We start from the raw sequence: 15135 nt of genomic DNA, 5'->3' as shown, positions 1-15135 counted from the left end.
CGCTTTTCTCATCCATTTAAACAGGCCTTACCGTAATTTCATTCACATTCACATAATCCGGTTGAGTCACAGCGTAGACGACTGCGCGTGCAATATCTTTTGTCTCCAATTTCTTCCGTTCACCCGGCCACGGTGCGTTTCCGTTTCTCTCGGTACCGACCATCCCAGGTGAAATATTTGTGACACGGACACCGGTTTTTGCCAGTTCTTTTTCCAAACCAGCCGAAATGGCACGGACGGCATATTTGGTTGCACTGTAAACGGTAGTTTTTTTCGTGACCTCGAACCCGGAAACGGAGGCGATATTGATGATATGCCCACTTGAGCGTTCGACCATGCTTGGCAATACGCCATCAATCGCATACAAGGTTCCTTTAATGTTGGTGTCGATCATCTTTTCCCATTCATCGACTTTTCCGGAACGAACCGGACCAGTCAGCACTTGCCCTGCATTGTTGACTAAAAGATCGATCTGGCCAAACTTATTTTCAGCCTGTTTGATAAGATCTTCAACATCTTCCTGCTTGGAAATATCCGTTTGAACAGAAAGCACGTTGTCATTGCCTTGATCTTTGATTTGCTGTTCGGTTTCAGCTAATTTCTCCGTCCGTCTAGCAGCCAGCACGACATTTGCACCTTCACTAGCAAATTCAACCGCAATCGCAGCTCCAATTCCGCTGCTTGCTCCGGTGACGATGGCTGTTTTTCCAGTTAGTTGTTTCAATGGAATGACCTCCTTTAGAAAATCGTAACTAAAATTTACTCTATCATACTTCAATTTTGGTGTCCGCGTCCGTAATTTACGCCCTAAACTGATCCAACCGCTCAAAATATTCATGTAAAAAGTCATAGAAGAGTTGCTCGGTCGGTAAGAGTTGTCGTTGTGTCGGGATTATGACACCAACCGGGCGGTGAATGACCGGGTCATTGATTCGAACGGCGGCCGCTGTTCGTGGAATGTTATCGATTAACGTCATCTCTGGCATAAGGGCAACACCTAGTCCTGCTGAAACCAATCCTTTCAGCGCGTCGATATCTGTTCCTTCGAATGCAATTTCAGGTTCAAAGCCTGCATTCCGGCAGGAGTCTAAAACAAGCTGATGAAACATATAGCTTTCAGGCAAAATACAAAATGGATCGTCTTTTAGCTCCAATAAGGAAATTTCCTTTTTCTTCGCTAGAGGGTGGTGAAGCGGCAGTAAGGCGACAATTTCTTCTCGAAAAAGGGTCCGGCTTTTGATTTGCGAATCTTGTTCGTCATTCGGAATCGGTGAGGTGATCGCCATATTGTAATCACCTTTTTTGACGCCTCCGATCAAGTCGTGAAAAAGGGCGTTGTTCATTTCAAATTTCGCTTCTGGGTATTTTTTTCGAAACGAATAGATAATTGAAGGGAGCGTATGTGCCGCCAGACTGATCGGAAATGCGATTCGGACGGTTCCCGAATGTGGGTTCAGTGATTCTTTTATTTCCCTCTTGGACTCTTCTGCTAAATTATAAATTTGTGTGGCGCGCTCCAAGAAAATTTGTCCTGTCGGTGTCAAGCGAACATTCCGACCCTCTCGGATAAATAATTTTACCCCAAGCTCTTCTTCTAAATTATAAATCGAGCGACTGACAGAAGATTGCGAGACGTGCAATTCTTCTGCTGCATCAGTCATATGCTCTCGTTTAGCTACTTCCATAAAATATTCCAGTTGTCTAAATTCCATCATTTACCTCCATTCATGCATTTAATGCATAGGTTTGATGTAATTGTTATATTGAAACGATTATTTGATTCATTATAAGATAGATAAAAGAGAAAGTCTATCACGTGAGGGGTTGTTCTATGTCTATCAGTCAATTGAAAGAAGTGAAGACGAATCAAGTAAATGAATATATAAAAAATGTTTATAAAAAAGTTGAAGAGCGTAATGAAGGCGAATACGAATTTTTGCAAGCTGTTAGAGAGATTTTTGATACGATTAAACCGGTTTTATATGATAATCCCGTTTATATGAAGCTAAATATTTTGGAGCGTATTGTTGAACCGGATCGGATGATTTCGTTCAAAGTGCCTTGGGTCGATGATGAAGGCTATGTTCAAGTAAATCGTGGATTCAGAGTTCAATTTAATAACTTGCTCGGACCATATAAAGGTGGCCTACGTTTTCATCCGACGGTTAACTCCAGTATCGTGAAATTTCTAGGCTTTGAACAAATTTTTAAAAATGCGTTAACCGGACAGTCGATCGGCGGCGGAAAAGGAGGGGCTGACTTTGATCCGAAAGGGAAGTCAGATCTCGAAATTATGCGTTTTTGTCGCAGCTTCATGACTGAATTAAGCCGTCATATAGGACCAAACGTCGATGTACCTGCAGGGGATATCGGTGTTGGCGAACAAGAGATTGGTTATTTGTTTGGTCAGTACCGAAAAATGCGCAATAGTTTCGAACCAGGTGTATTGACAGGTAAGCCAATCGCATTTGGTGGAAGTTTAGGAAGAAAAGAAGCAACTGGCTATGGCACCGTCTATTTTGTAAAAGAAATGCTTGAAGACAGTAATTATAGCTTTCAAGGTGCAAAAGTCGTTGTATCTGGTTCAGGAAATGTTGCTTTGTATGCAATGGAAAAAGCGACTGAACTTGGTGCGACGGTTGTTGCATGTAGTGATTCATCTGGCTGCATTTATGATGAAAACGGCTTGGATATCGAATTTTTAAAGCAAATTAAAGAAGATGAAAAAGAGCGTGTTCAGCATTATACAACCGTCTATTCAAAAGCGAAGTATGTAGAAGGTTGCGAAAATATTTGGTCTTTTCCTTGTGATATTGCATTGCCGTGCGCCACTCAAAATGAACTTGATATGGACGCTGCGAAAGCTTTAGTGAAAAATAATGTGAAAGCAGTAGGGGAAGGCGCGAATATGCCTTGTACGTATGATGCGGTAAACTATTTACTGGAAAATGACGTATTGATGGCTCCAGCAAAGGCGGCCAATGCGGGCGGTGTTGCTGTATCAGCTTTAGAAATGGCTCAGAATAATATGCGGACACATTTGACGAAAGAAGAAGTCGATGCTCGTCTGCAACAAATTATGAAAAATATTTATGCGGAAAGCATAGAAGCCGCGAAAAAATATGATGATTCAGATAACCTTGTCGTCGGAGCGAATATCGCAAGCTTTATAAAAGTAGCCGATGCGATTGTTGCACAAGGTGTATAAGTTTTTAATAAAATGAACGCCAATCAAGAGCGACCTTGCTCCTCGTTGGCGTTCTTCTTTTATTCCTTAATGCATGTAATTATGCAAATAGCGTTCTTTTCTTACGCGTTCCCATTTCTCTTCATATAATTTTTTCTTTTTCTGTTGGTTCGTTTTATCGAAAAATTTAATTGTATCACCGAGTGCACTTTCTAATAGTCGAGGTTCATTGACTTCTTCTAACACAGCAATGGCTTTTTCGTACGTCTTTCCAGCAGCTTTTTGGTCAGGATGGTCTTTATTTTCTAAACTATATGCATATTGCATGAGTACCATTCCGTAGTCTCTTTTCGGATACGTTACTAATTGACGTAACTGCGCCATTGCTTTTTCATAAAATGGAACGGCTTCACCCCACTTAGCTTGGCTGAAATAGGTGTATGCTATTTCAACATAGGCTTCAATGAAAATACCTTTGTCTTGAATGGATGAGTTTTCCAGCAGCTCAATGGCCTCATTCAAATACGAAACGGCTTCCTTATATTCATTCCTCGTTGAAGAAATTTTCCCTAAACTAATCAAACTGTCAATTTTGTATTGAATAAATTCGTCATTCGCCAATTCGACGACTTGTTTGAAATAATGTACGGCTTCATCATTTTGCTTTTTGATTGAATGCAAGTTTCCGAGTTTGATCATTTGGTAAAGCACTAAGTCATATTCTTCATCATGATTTGGGTCTAGCTGTTCCAGTGCAATCGTGTAGTACTTGATTGCTCGACCGAACTTTTGTAACTTTTCTTCAGACTCAGCAAGCAGTAAGTAGGCTTGCGATTTTTTGTTGTCGTCTACGTCTTCTTCTTTGTCAAATCGTTTAACCGCTTCTGACATGATTCGTCTGGCAAGCTTATAATCACTTAAAAAAGCGATGTGACTATAAAGCAAGAGGTCATCAATCGTCGGTTTTTCTAGCTCCTCAAACAGCCCTTGAATGATCGCCGCACCTTGTTTTTGCTCGCCGACTTGTGAGTAACTGATTGCATTAATGAGTGATAGAACATGAACCAATTCGCTGTTTTCTTGGTATTTTTCTTGAAGCGGATCGATTTTGCTCAAAAGACTCCGAAAATTTGCTTTCTTAAACTCATCTTTAATGTCTTCTAGATCTTCCTTGTTTGTTTCCGTGATCAGTGGTTGAAGTTGTGCATCAATATCAAAAATATCCATAACGATTGTCACCTCGATTGTTCTTCTATGAATAGTTTATCAGTGGTACGGCAAAGAATGAAGTGATGTTCATTGGCTTGTTGGATGACTTGGTTCTCGCGGCCTTTTGGAAATGCCTGTCAGAAAAGAGGTCGCGGCCATTTCAGATAAAGATACTAGAAAATGTCCTTGAGAACAATGTCCAACTTTGCTATTCATTCTGTCATATGCTACAATACATATATGAGCATATAATCATATAATATACATTACAAACAATTCATACCGGGAAATGGAGTAGTATATATGGAAAGCAAGCAAAACACAGATGATTTAACCGTCATTGATGAAGAAACGTTATTTGTCGTTTCGCAAACGTTCAAGGCGCTCAGTGACCCGACGCGGATTCGCATTCTCTATTTGTTATATCAAAAAGAATGTTCGGTCAACGAAATTGCCGAAACTTTACAGCTGAAACAGACAACGGTATCTCATCAGCTGCGGTTTTTGAAAAATCTTCGGTTGGTCAAATTCCGCCGCGAAGGTACAACGATTTTTTATTCACCGGATGATGAACATGTGATGAATACTTTAAAGGAATCAATTAATCATGCTAGTCATATGTAATTGCTTGTTTTTGAGGGAAAATATCAGCAGTGCAGGTAGTAGGGGGTACGCAAGTGGGACACGATCATGATCATTCACATTCAGCCAATAAAAAATCATTAATAATCAGCTTTATACTGATTACTGCATTCATGGTTGTTGAAGTCATTGGGGGGTTATTGACCAATAGTTTGGCATTGCTTGCGGATGCGGGGCATATGCTCAGTGACGCCATTTCACTGGGAGTTGCGTTCTTGGCATTTACGCTTGGTGAACGATCGGCCAATTACAGCAAGACGTACGGATATAAACGATTTGAAATATTAGCGGCGGTATTTAATGGTGTTACATTAATTTTGATTGCCGGATTTATTTTTTATGAGGCTTATCAGCGATTTACTGACCCACCTGAAGTTGCTTCGACGGGCATGTTGGTCATTGCCACGATTGGACTCATCGTCAATTTGATTGTAGCCTGGATTTTAATGAAAGGGGATACGGAGGAAAATCTGAACCTGCGGGCAGCTTTTTTGCATGTGTTGGGTGATTTATTAGGGTCTGTCGGTGCCATTGTGGCAGCCTTACTCATTCTATTCTTCGGTTGGGGATGGGCAGATCCGCTCGCGAGTGTGCTGGTAGCATTGTTGATTTTAATTAGCGGTTATCGTGTCACGAAAGATTCGTTTCATGTGTTGATGGAAGGCACGCCGAAGAACGTTGACTTGGAAGAGATCATTCAAACGATTGAGGATGTCCAAGGTGTTCATTCGATTCATGATTTACATGTTTGGAGTATTACGAGTGGCCAGAACGCACTGTCCTGTCATGCGGTTGTTGATAATGAGTTGTCTATTATTGAGTGCCAGAGTATTTTGAGCAAAATCGAATCTGTATTAGATGAAAAAGGCATCGGTCACGTGACGATCCAGCTTGAAAGTGACGATCATGGGCATGGACATTCATTAATTTGTCAGTATGATCAGAAAATATAATTAGCGGGTATTTGTTGATTTTCTTATGAAGAACTCATTTAAAAAACCGGCAGCTACCCCAAGAAAAACAGGGAAGAGACTCACTTCTGTGTAGTTCCATGAAAGTTTGAAGGAAAAATAATCGATTTGAAAGAGTGAACCAATGCCATATAGGACAATCATGGTGCCAAGTGCGACAGTTAACGGAATCCAAAAAGGTTTTTTCATTGAAATACCTCCTTTGTTATAGTGTAGTTGATGTCCGGATAGAATGAAATAGCGACCATCATGTATAACCCCACAAATGTCCAGAATTTGTGGGGTTTTTTAGTATTATCTATGTCTAATGTTCTTTACTGAACCTCAATATACATCTCGCCAAGTAATTCTATTTTGTTGTACTGGTTGGCATCCAATTCTTCTTCTAGGAAGTTTGTAACCTCATCTTGATCTAGGTCATACATGACTTCGATTTCTTTAGAAAATAGAAGCTTTTCTTCATCAAAAAGTTCACTAAGTTTCGGTTGCTATTTCGGCTCCAGTTCTTCTTTTCCTAAAATTTGCTTCAGTCCTTGAATATAAAAATCAAGTGGCCGTCCGCCGACGATTTTAACGCCTTTCTTTTCCTCATTGACCATCAAAATGGTTGGAAATCCCATTGCACCAAGGTTTCTTGCTTGTTGAAAATCTTCGTTCAATAGCTTTTGTCCATTGGGCGCTTCCGCTTGTGCAACGATTTGTTCACCTTCAAGCCCCATATCATCAACGATTTTTTCAAGTTCATTTTGGTCAGAAATATTTCTGTTGAATGGGATCCAGATGGAATTGCAGGAGGTTGTTTACAAAATATCGCCCAATGAGATGACGATAAATTTGCAGAATGAAAGCAATGAAGCTTATCGATATGGTTCATTTTATCGTGTGGAAACCATGCAGGATGGTAAGTGGTATATGGTCAATTATCCTGAAAATACGTTTGAGAAATTCCCTTATTTCAATGATATGGGTTATACACTAGATCCAAAAGAAATGGTGACGCAACAATTTTCCATAGAGACTTACGGGTTATACTTACCAGCTGGGAATTATCGTTTAACCAAAACGTTTTTGAGCCCCTTTTCAGCAGGCAATGAGATTACTCTTTCTGTTCCTTTTGAAGTGATTGGAGAGAATTAAAGAAGTTCATTTTCATTATCAACGCTCATTGTTCAACAAACTGTCCTCTTTTTCAATGGTTTCACTATCGACGCTGGTGTACAATAGGAACGGATGATGAGTGGATAGAAGTCAGGTGATTACCATAAAAACTTTAAAGAAATTTATTTTTGCCGTATTAGGATTGCTATCATTTGGGTTGGGCGTAATGGGCGTCATTATGCCTGTTATTCCAGGCCTTCCATTTTTCTTGTTTGCCTCCTACTGCTTTTTGAAGAGTTCGGAGCGATTGGAGAAATGGTTTAAAGGGACCACGTATTATGAAAATTACGTCGTTCGTTTTCGAGAAAATAGGGGGATGACCAAAAAGGAAAAGATACGGATTAACGTTGTTGCCGATTTTTTTATTATTTTTTCATTAATTATTGTGGATATTTGGGCAGTCCGTGCAATCATTATCATCTTGGCTATTATCAAATATTATTATTTTATCCGAAAGATTCCGACACTACCACCTGAAGGGAATCAGGGTCAATAGTGTACGAAACGTTCTTTTACGAAACAGTCGATGTGCTATAATGTGCATGAATCATGTAAATAAACAAGCAACTAGGTGAATATTTTGACTACAAAACGTATCTTACCGATATTATTTTCAATTATGTTTCTCGTCATGCTCGGGTTTGGAATCATCATTCCCGTGCTGCCTTATTATGCAGAAGAATTAGGTGCGACTGCTACCGAACTAGGTTTGCTGATGGCAGTTTATTCATTCATGCAGTTTATCTTTGCGCCGATGTGGGGACGAATTTCCGATCGAATTGGCCGGAAGCCGGTGATCATGATCGGTATCTTTGGGTTATCATTATCCTTCTTCCTGCTAGCGTTCTCTTCACATTTATGGATGCTTTTCGTTGCGAGAATTGTCGGTGGATTTTTATCTGCTGCCAATATGCCGACGGTGATGGCTTATGTAGCGGATGTGACGTCTGAAGAAGATCGCGGAAAAGGGATGGGAATTATTGGTGCGGCGACAGGACTTGGCTTTATTTTTGGCCCGGCTGTCGGAGGAATTTTTTCAAAAATTAGCTTGGAAGCGCCATTTTACATAGCGGGAACTTTATCGTTTTTAACGATGATTTTTGTTTTCTTCATTTTGAAAGAATCGATTCAATTGGCTGATCGAAAGCAGCGTATGAAGAAGCGGAAGCGGGCGTTTGGACAAGCATTGAAAAGTCCAATGGCCATGCTTTACTTTTTGCAATTTTTCATATCCGTATCGTTATCCGGACTGGAAGCGACTTTCGCCTATTTTGCAGCGGAGCGAGCAGGGTTGAATGCCGTTTCGATGGGTTATGTGTTCATGATCATGGGACTGGCGAGTGCTGCGGTGCAAGGATCGATGGGTGTTTTGACGAAGAAATTCGGTGAAATCAAAGTCATTCAAATGGGAATTGCTGTGTCAGCCGCAGGATTGGGATTGATTTTGTTGACGGAAAACTTCTTGACTGCTGCCGTTTTCTTAACGATTTTTGGTGTCGGAAATGGTGTTATTCGTCCAAGTGTTTCTTCCTTGTTGACAAAGCAAGCGAAATCCGGCCACGGGGAAGTCACCGGTTATTTATCTTCTTTCGGGTCTTTAGGAAGAATCGTCGGCCCGGTACTCGGTGGAACGCTTTACATGGTATGGATTGGTTTACCGTATGTGTCGGGAATCTTTTTGTCGGCTGTCGCATTTGGCTTGTTCATGATATATGTAAAAAAGAATAGACTAGCTATTGGATGACAAACTCAGGGGAATGGATACCTGGGTTTGTTTTTCTATACATTTGTTTAATTCCATTATGAAAATATATTAGACTGGATTGTTAAGATATGTATCCGTTGCTCATGGATATGTGACCTGGTTAAAGATATATGCTCCCCAAATGAAATAACCATTTCATTTTTCGGGTAATGTGAAAGCAGAGGAGGAATAAAGATGAAGTATGTGATTATCGGTGGCGTTGCGGCTGGTATGAGTGCGGCAATGGAGATTTACCGGACGGATGAAACAGCAGAGATTACTGTTCTTGAACGAGGAGAGGACTATTCTTATGGGCAATGTGGGTTGCCTTATGTAATCGATGGCGTCATTCCTGAGCTAGAGGACGTTGTTGCCAGGCGTGTAGGAACGTTCCGTGAAAAATATGGAATGGATGCACGTACGAAAACGGAAGTGACGAATATCAATGCGAAGGATCAAATCGTCTATGGAATTGACCTGAAGACGGGAGAAGGATTTGAGGTTCCTTACGATAAACTATTGATTGCAACTGGTTCGGACCCGATTGTTCCGGATTGGGAAGGCACTGATTTAGATGGTATTCATACATTGAAAACGTTGACCGATACGGAAGGAATCATGAAAGATCTGGATGAGAGCATCAAGCATGTGACCATTGTCGGCGGTGGTTATATTGGCCTTGAGATGGCCGAGAGCTTTAAAACGTTGGGAAAAGAAGTGACGTTGATTCAGCGAGGCAAGCAGGTTGCACCGATTTTTGATTCGGACATGGCTGAATTAATTCATGAAGAAGCCGACCGGAAAAACATTGACCTGAAGCTAGGCGAGTCCGTCGTTGGATTTTCTGGGGATGAACGTGTTAATACAGTGAAAACGGATAAAAATGAGTATTCGACCGATCTCGTTTTATTGGCCATTGGTGTCTTGGCGAACACACAGTTTTTACAAGGAACCGGTATTCACTTAAATCCAAGAGGAGCCGTTCTAGTAAACCCTTATATGCAAACATCTCTTAAAAACATCTATGCAGCAGGCGATTGTGCGACGGATTTTCACCGGGTGAAACAAGTGAATGACCATATTCCGCTCGGTACGACTTCCAACAAACAAGGTCGGATTGCCGGAGCAAATATGGCAGGAAATCCACTTCAGTTCAAAGGTATCTTGGGTACGTCCATCATTAAATTCTTTGATTTAACTTTGGGGCGAACCGGCTTATCCGAACGTGAAGCCAAGCAGTTAAATTTTCCCTATGAAGTTCAAACGACCAAAGCAAACTCGCATGCCGGTTATTATCCTGGCGGTGAGACTCTTCACTTGAAACTGATTTATCATCGAGATTCGAGAAAACTTCTCGGTGGTCAGATTATTGGCAAGAAAGGCGTAGATAAACGCTTGGACGTTTTAGCAATGGCACTCCATCATGAGATGACTGTTCATGACTTGGTGGATGTCGATCTTTCTTATGCACCTCCGTATAACGGAGTTTGGGATCCGCTCCAGCAAATGGGACGGAAAGCGTAAGCTGTTTCTTTCGACAGAGGAAGATCCTTTCGTTACGATAAATATAGAAGAACAGTAGAGGAGTGATTGGGTGAAAGTACTCGTAGTTGGTGCCAATGGGCAAATTGGTAAGCATTTAGTTTCGTTTATTCAAGAAACAGATAAATTGCAGGCAAAAGCAATGATCCGGAAAGAGGAGCAAGCGTCCTATTTTACCGAGTTGGGTGCAGAAACGGCAGTGGTGAACTTAGAAGGTGAAATCGAGGACATTGCGGAAGCGGCAAAAGATGTAGATGCTGTTGTATTCACAGCAGGATCTGGACCGAAAACCGGTAAAGATAAAACAATTATGGTCGATTTGGACGGTGCAGTTAAAACGATTGAAGCGACGAAAAAAGCGGGTGTGAAACGATTTGTGATGGTTAGCTCGTTTGACACAACTCGCCAAGCAATTCAGGAAGCACCTGAATCCTTTGCACCATATGTGGCGGCGAAGCACTATGCGGATGAATGGCTGAAAGCGACCGATCTCGACTACACCGTCGTTCATCCCGGCGGACTTACGAATGATGAAGGAACGGGAAAAGTAACCGTCAGCATGAGTGGAGAGATGGGGCAGGTTCCTCGTGAAGACGTCGCCCGCGCTATACTCGTCACATTAGAAAATGATTCAACAATCGGAAAAGAGTTTCAAGTCATTGGCGGAGATACGCCCGTGGAAGAAGCGGTGAAGAATTTTTAATTGAAATAAGGAGCGCTTGGATTTTGAGAATCCAAGCGTTTCATTTTATTTGGAGTGGTTGTTTCGAGTTTATCGACAGTCAGCCGTCGTCTATCAACAGTTAGGCAGCGTCTATCAACAGTTAGGCAGCGTCTATCAACAGTAAGGGAGCGTTTATCGACAGTTAGCCGTCGTCTATCAACAGTAAGGGAGCGTTTATCGACAGTTAGCCGTCTTCTATCAACAGTTAGGTAGCGTCTATCGACAGTCAGCCGTCGTCTATCAACAGTAAGGGAGCGTTTATCGACAGTTAGTTGTCGTCTATCAACAGTAAGGGAGCGTTTATCAGCAGTTAGCACACAAACTCCAACAGTCAGCATGGAAACTTCATCAGTTAGCGCATGAACTTCAGCAGTCAGCGCGTAAACTTCAGCAGTCAGCACACGAACTTCAGCAGTCAGCATGGAAACTTCATCAGTTAGCGCATGAACTTCAGCAGTCAGCGCGTAAACTTCAGCGGTCAGCACACGAACTTCAGCAGTCAGCGCGCAAACTTCAACAGTCAGCTACCAACCCCATGCCCCCAAAACCTACTGAACATTCATCACTTCAATCAATTCCATAATCTCTTGATTATCGCCAACCTCAACGTAAATTTCCTCTGTATTGTCGATGATTTCTTGATAAAATTCTTCTCCGGCAGGGTACTGACCATCCCATCGTAAAGGAACGTTGTATATATTGATTGTTCCATCTCCATTTCCGCTATACGTAACTGACCCAGCAACAAGGCGTGCGCCTGATAATTGGATGACGTCTTCTGGATAACTGGCGCTTGTTTCATCATTTGGGTTCAGTGGTGTGCCGGCTGGAATATGGCGAACATTTAATGAATCAACGTCTTTTAATTCGCCGTGCTGCAGCCATACTCTTGCGTATTCAACTTTTTCGCTTGGGTAGTCAACGAGTGGGTCGGCCAGTTCGACAATTTCTGAGTCTTCTTCTTTTGTTTCAGATGTATTGACAACTTCTTGTTCCACTTCTTCGGATTCCTCGGTAGAATCACTTAAAACTTCAGTGTCTTCCGCCGATTTTTCTTGCGACTCTTGGTCATCGGATGATTGACATGCCGATACAAAAAGTAAAAAACATATTATTAATATAAATCGTATATGTTTCATGGTTAAATCTCCATTCATAATTCGGTTATTTTAGGTTAAGTCCGTAAAGACCTTTATTGATAAAATCATTGATGAGTTGAGACATCTCTTTAGGACTCCGATCCATATTGTTGTATAGCCATAGTTTCATCATTTGGATACTGCCATTCACAATAAAGGAGCTAATATATTCAGAAATGCTCGGGTCAATGTTTTTTGCGGTCATTCCTTCATTCAGTATAAACCGATAAGCAACCGATGTCACCTTTCGTTGGAAAGTTGAATCTCCCTCATAACTTAATAACGTTTTGCAGTCATCTGCCCTAGACGCAAGATAGTCTAGCAGTCTTTCGGTCATTTCCTTTGCTTCTTCATCCGTATCAAAATTGACCGAGTTTAAATATTTTTCCATGTCATGGATTAATTCGCTTTCAATTTGTTCGACTAAATCATATTGATCGGAATAATGGGTGTAAAATGTGGAGCGATTAATGTCTGCTCGCTCACATATTTCTTTGACCGTCACATTCGAAATTGGTTTTTCTTTTAATAACTCCATTAAGCTATCTTTCAGTACCATCCGTGTATATTTTTTTCTCCGGTCTAGTTTTTTGTTCAATTTCATTCACCTACTTTGTGAAAATTTTATGGATATCCAACACTTAAATGTTCAAGTGTTGGTTTTTAGACGTGCTTTACAATACTGTATGTTGTATATCCAACACGGTGTCTATATAATGATATAGTGGAATTTTGTTTGACGCAAGAGAGGGTGCAGGGTAATAGATATTGCAGCTAAGATTATCAAATATAAAAAATCAATTGTTATAACATTTATGGTGCTAATGATTTTAAGTGCCATTGCACAAATTGGGGTCTCCGTGAATTACAACGTAGCGGATTATTTACCAGAGGATGCCCAATCGACAGAAGCAATGGATATTATGGATGAAGAATTCGATGGAGCCGTTCCGAATACGCGTGTGATGATGAAAGACATGACGATTCAGGAGGCACTTCGATTTAAAGAAGAGTTAGCTGCCATTGATGGTGTGTCAGACGTCACTTGGCTGGATGACGCGGTCGATTTGAAGACACCGATCGAAATGGCGGATGAAGAAACCGTTGAATCGTACTATCAAAACGGGAATGCGCTCTTCAATTTCACGATTCGTGAAGGCGATGAAGTAGCAGTAACCGATGAAGTGTATGAATTGATCGGTGAGGAAAATGCCATGGCGGGTGAAGCGCTCGATACAGCGACCCAGCAAAAAATGGCGTTGACCGAAACGCTATATGCGGCGGCATTACTGATTCCGATTATTATCATCATCTTAATTTTATCAACGAATTCATGGGCGGAACCTATTTTCTTCCTGACCGCCATTGGTGTGTCGGTTCTCATCAATATGGGGACGAATATTTTCACCGGGGAAATTTCATTTGTGACCTCGTCCGTCGCGCCGATTCTGCAGCTCGCCGTTTCGCTCGATTATGCGATTTTCCTACTGCATAGTTTTGGTGATTACCGAAAAAACGTAGCAGATCCGAAAGAAGCGATGATTCTTGCGATGAAGAGGTCATTCCCAGCAATCATTGCGAGTGCTTCAACAACGTTCTTCGGGTTTATCGCGTTGATGTTCATGAATTTTGAAATTGGCTCTGATTTAGGATTCAGTTTAGTAAAAGGGATTCTCTTAAGCTTTATCAGTGTTATGGTCTTTTTACCAGCTATGACCATCATGTTTTATAAATGGATTGATAAAACGCAGCATAAACCGATCATTCCGGAATTCAAGCGTGTGGGCAAATGGGTCATGAAGTTCAAGGTTCCAAGCTTACTGATTGTGTTCGCGTTAATCGTTCCGGCATTTTTGGCTCAAAGTGAAACGAATTTCATTTATGGAATTGGTGAGCAGCCTGAAAACACGAGAGCTGGAGCGGATGTTGCAGAAATCGAGAACGAATTCGGGAAGAACACGCAAATGGTTCTGCTCGTTCCTCGAGGAGATATTGCGAAAGAGGAGCAACTTGTTCACGAATTGGAAGGCATGGAACATGTGACGAGTGTCATCTCCTACGTCAATACGGTGGATGCAGCGATTCCGCCTGAATACTTGGATGAATCGGCAACCGAGCAATTTTATTCGGAAAATTATAGTCGGATCATTTTGCAGACGAACACGGATACGGAGGGTGAAACAGCCTTTCATGTCGTCGAACAGGTTCAAGATACGGCGAAAAGTTATTACCCGGATGAGCAGATCTATTCACTCGGTGAAACTGTCACCTTGTATGACATGAAAAACGTCGTCCAGCGAGACAATACCGTCGTGAATATATTGACGGTCGTGACGATTGCGATTGTCCTGTTGGTGACGTTCAAATCCATTACGTACCCAGTGATTTTGTTACTGACGATTCAATCGGCGGTTTGGATTAATCTTGCTGTTCCGTATTTCACCGATTCAGCACTCGTTTTTGTCGGCTATTTAATTGTCAGTACGGTTCAGCTGGCAGCTACGGTTGATTACGCGATTTTATTTACGGAAAATTACACGGAAAACCGAAAAGAAATGTCAGCGTTGAAGGCAATCAAGAAAACGGTCGATGAAAAGATATTTGCTGTCGCTATCTCGGCTTCCATCTTATCAAGTGTTGGCTTCATTTTATGGCTGACATCAACAAATCCAATTGTATCATCGATTGGCTTGTTGCTTGGGCGAGGCGCCTTGTTAGCGTTCATCATGGTTGTCTTTTTCCTACCTGCGATGTTGATGGTATTTGATAAGGTGATTGGTAAAACAACGTGGAAATCGAATTTTTATAAGGAGAAATGA

General features: G+C 41.4%; 17 protein-coding genes. 9 read left to right on the top strand and 8 right to left on the bottom strand.

All coding sequences use genetic code 11. The features are described 5' to 3' along the window. Positions 1-16: 16 nt before the first annotated feature. Together KC820_RS02890 and KC820_RS02885 are read right to left on the bottom strand one after the other, a co-directional pair. Positions 17-724 carry an SDR family oxidoreductase gene (locus KC820_RS02890; protein ID WP_212367861.1) on the bottom strand — a complete coding sequence of 236 codons (708 nt, stop codon included), beginning with the start codon at positions 722-724 and terminating at the stop codon, positions 17-19. A gap of 76 nt (positions 725-800) precedes the next feature. Continuing rightward, complete coding sequence (locus KC820_RS02885; protein WP_212367857.1) at positions 801-1712, bottom strand: glutamate biosynthesis transcriptional regulator GltC; 912 nt, start codon at positions 1710-1712, stop codon at positions 801-803. A 119-nt stretch (positions 1713-1831) separates the two neighbouring features. Between KC820_RS02885 and gdhA the strand changes: the two genes are divergently transcribed. Further along, positions 1832-3208, top strand: coding sequence for an NADP-specific glutamate dehydrogenase (gene gdhA, locus KC820_RS02880; RefSeq protein ID WP_212367854.1), 1377 nt, complete (start codon positions 1832-1834; stop codon positions 3206-3208). Between the two features lie 66 nt (positions 3209-3274). On the opposite strand, the gene KC820_RS13510 is transcribed toward gdhA, so the two are convergent. After that, positions 3275-4426 (bottom strand): tetratricopeptide repeat protein, encoded by a 1152-nt coding sequence (locus KC820_RS13510; RefSeq protein ID WP_212367851.1) that lies wholly within the window; start codon positions 4424-4426, stop codon positions 3275-3277. 273 nt (positions 4427-4699) lie between these two features. Between KC820_RS13510 and KC820_RS02870 the strand changes: the two genes are divergently transcribed. Together KC820_RS02870 and KC820_RS02865 are read left to right on the top strand one after the other, a co-directional pair. Further along, positions 4700-5020 (top strand): ArsR/SmtB family transcription factor, encoded by a 321-nt coding sequence (locus tag KC820_RS02870; RefSeq protein WP_212367848.1) that lies wholly within the window; start codon positions 4700-4702, stop codon positions 5018-5020. A gap of 53 nt (positions 5021-5073) precedes the next feature. Next, positions 5074-5991 carry a cation diffusion facilitator family transporter gene (locus tag KC820_RS02865; protein ID WP_212367845.1) on the top strand — a complete coding sequence of 306 codons (918 nt, stop codon included), beginning with the start codon at positions 5074-5076 and terminating at the stop codon, positions 5989-5991. On the opposite strand, the gene KC820_RS02860 is transcribed toward KC820_RS02865, so the two are convergent. Next, positions 5992-6198: an ATPase gene (locus KC820_RS02860; RefSeq protein ID WP_212367842.1), complete on the bottom strand. Its 207-nt coding sequence runs from the start codon at positions 6196-6198 to the stop codon at positions 5992-5994. 299 nt (positions 6199-6497) lie between these two features. After that, a complete protein-coding gene (locus tag KC820_RS13165) occupies positions 6498-6767 on the bottom strand; it encodes a DsbA family protein (RefSeq protein WP_336511012.1) in 270 nt (89 codons plus the stop codon). A 64-nt stretch (positions 6768-6831) separates the two neighbouring features. Between KC820_RS13165 and KC820_RS02850 the strand changes: the two genes are divergently transcribed. From KC820_RS02850 to KC820_RS02830, 5 genes are all read left to right on the top strand, one after another. Continuing rightward, positions 6832-7146: an immunoglobulin-like domain-containing protein gene (locus KC820_RS02850; RefSeq protein WP_212367839.1), complete on the top strand. Its 315-nt coding sequence runs from the start codon at positions 6832-6834 to the stop codon at positions 7144-7146. Between the two features lie 100 nt (positions 7147-7246). After that, positions 7247-7663 (top strand): YbaN family protein, encoded by a 417-nt coding sequence (locus KC820_RS02845; protein ID WP_336511009.1) that lies wholly within the window; start codon positions 7247-7249, stop codon positions 7661-7663. Positions 7664-7747: 84 nt separating this feature from the next. Further along, positions 7748-8911: an MFS transporter gene (locus tag KC820_RS02840; protein ID WP_212367836.1), complete on the top strand. Its 1164-nt coding sequence runs from the start codon at positions 7748-7750 to the stop codon at positions 8909-8911. A 195-nt stretch (positions 8912-9106) separates the two neighbouring features. Next, a complete protein-coding gene (locus KC820_RS02835; protein ID WP_212367833.1) occupies positions 9107-10435 on the top strand; it encodes a CoA-disulfide reductase in 1329 nt (442 codons plus the stop codon). 70 nt (positions 10436-10505) lie between these two features. Next, positions 10506-11156 (top strand): SDR family oxidoreductase, encoded by a 651-nt coding sequence (locus KC820_RS02830; protein WP_212367831.1) that lies wholly within the window; start codon positions 10506-10508, stop codon positions 11154-11156. On the opposite strand, the gene KC820_RS02825 is transcribed toward KC820_RS02830, so the two are convergent. The 3 genes from KC820_RS02825 to KC820_RS02815 form a co-directional block, all read right to left on the bottom strand. Then, on the bottom strand, positions 11153-11662 hold the full coding sequence (locus tag KC820_RS02825; protein ID WP_212367828.1) for a hypothetical protein: 510 nt from the start codon (positions 11660-11662) through the stop codon (positions 11153-11155). The genes KC820_RS02830 and KC820_RS02825 overlap by 4 nt on opposite strands. A 63-nt stretch (positions 11663-11725) precedes the next feature. Continuing rightward, a complete protein-coding gene (locus KC820_RS02820; protein WP_212367825.1) occupies positions 11726-12316 on the bottom strand; it encodes a hypothetical protein in 591 nt (196 codons plus the stop codon). Between the two features lie 25 nt (positions 12317-12341). Then, positions 12342-12920, bottom strand: a complete 579-nt coding sequence (locus tag KC820_RS02815) for a TetR/AcrR family transcriptional regulator (RefSeq protein ID WP_336511008.1) — start codon at positions 12918-12920, stop codon at positions 12342-12344. 211 nt (positions 12921-13131) lie between these two features. On the opposite strand from KC820_RS02815, the gene KC820_RS02810 reads away from it, so the two are divergent. Next, a complete protein-coding gene (locus tag KC820_RS02810) occupies positions 13132-15135 on the top strand; it encodes an efflux RND transporter permease subunit (protein ID WP_212367823.1) in 2004 nt (667 codons plus the stop codon).

It is taken from the genome of Allobacillus saliphilus, assembly GCF_018138385.1.
Classification (GTDB): Bacteria; Bacillota; Bacilli; order Bacillales; family Alkalibacillaceae; genus Allobacillus; species Allobacillus saliphilus.
Note: the sequence above shows the minus strand (reverse complement) of the source record. Positions and strands in the feature narration are given on the sequence as shown.

Coding starts and splice junctions, on each gene's coding strand:
- KC820_RS02815 (WP_336511008.1), bottom strand. CDS start 12,920: ATGAAATTGAACAAAAAACTAGACCGGAGAAAAAAATATACACGGATG.
- KC820_RS02810 (WP_212367823.1), top strand. CDS start 13,132: ATGGTGCTAATGATTTTAAGTGCCATTGCACAAATTGGGGTCTCCGTG.
- KC820_RS02820 (WP_212367825.1), bottom strand. CDS start 12,316: ATGAAACATATACGATTTATATTAATAATATGTTTTTTACTTTTTGTA.
- KC820_RS02860 (WP_212367842.1), bottom strand. CDS start 6,198: ATGAAAAAACCTTTTTGGATTCCGTTAACTGTCGCACTTGGCACCATG.
- KC820_RS02870 (WP_212367848.1), top strand. CDS start 4,700: ATGGAAAGCAAGCAAAACACAGATGATTTAACCGTCATTGATGAAGAA.
- KC820_RS02850 (WP_212367839.1), top strand. CDS start 6,832: ATGACGATAAATTTGCAGAATGAAAGCAATGAAGCTTATCGATATGGT.
- KC820_RS02885 (WP_212367857.1), bottom strand. CDS start 1,712: ATGGAATTTAGACAACTGGAATATTTTATGGAAGTAGCTAAACGAGAG.
- KC820_RS02835 (WP_212367833.1), top strand. CDS start 9,107: ATGAAGTATGTGATTATCGGTGGCGTTGCGGCTGGTATGAGTGCGGCA.
- gdhA (WP_212367854.1), top strand. CDS start 1,832: ATGTCTATCAGTCAATTGAAAGAAGTGAAGACGAATCAAGTAAATGAA.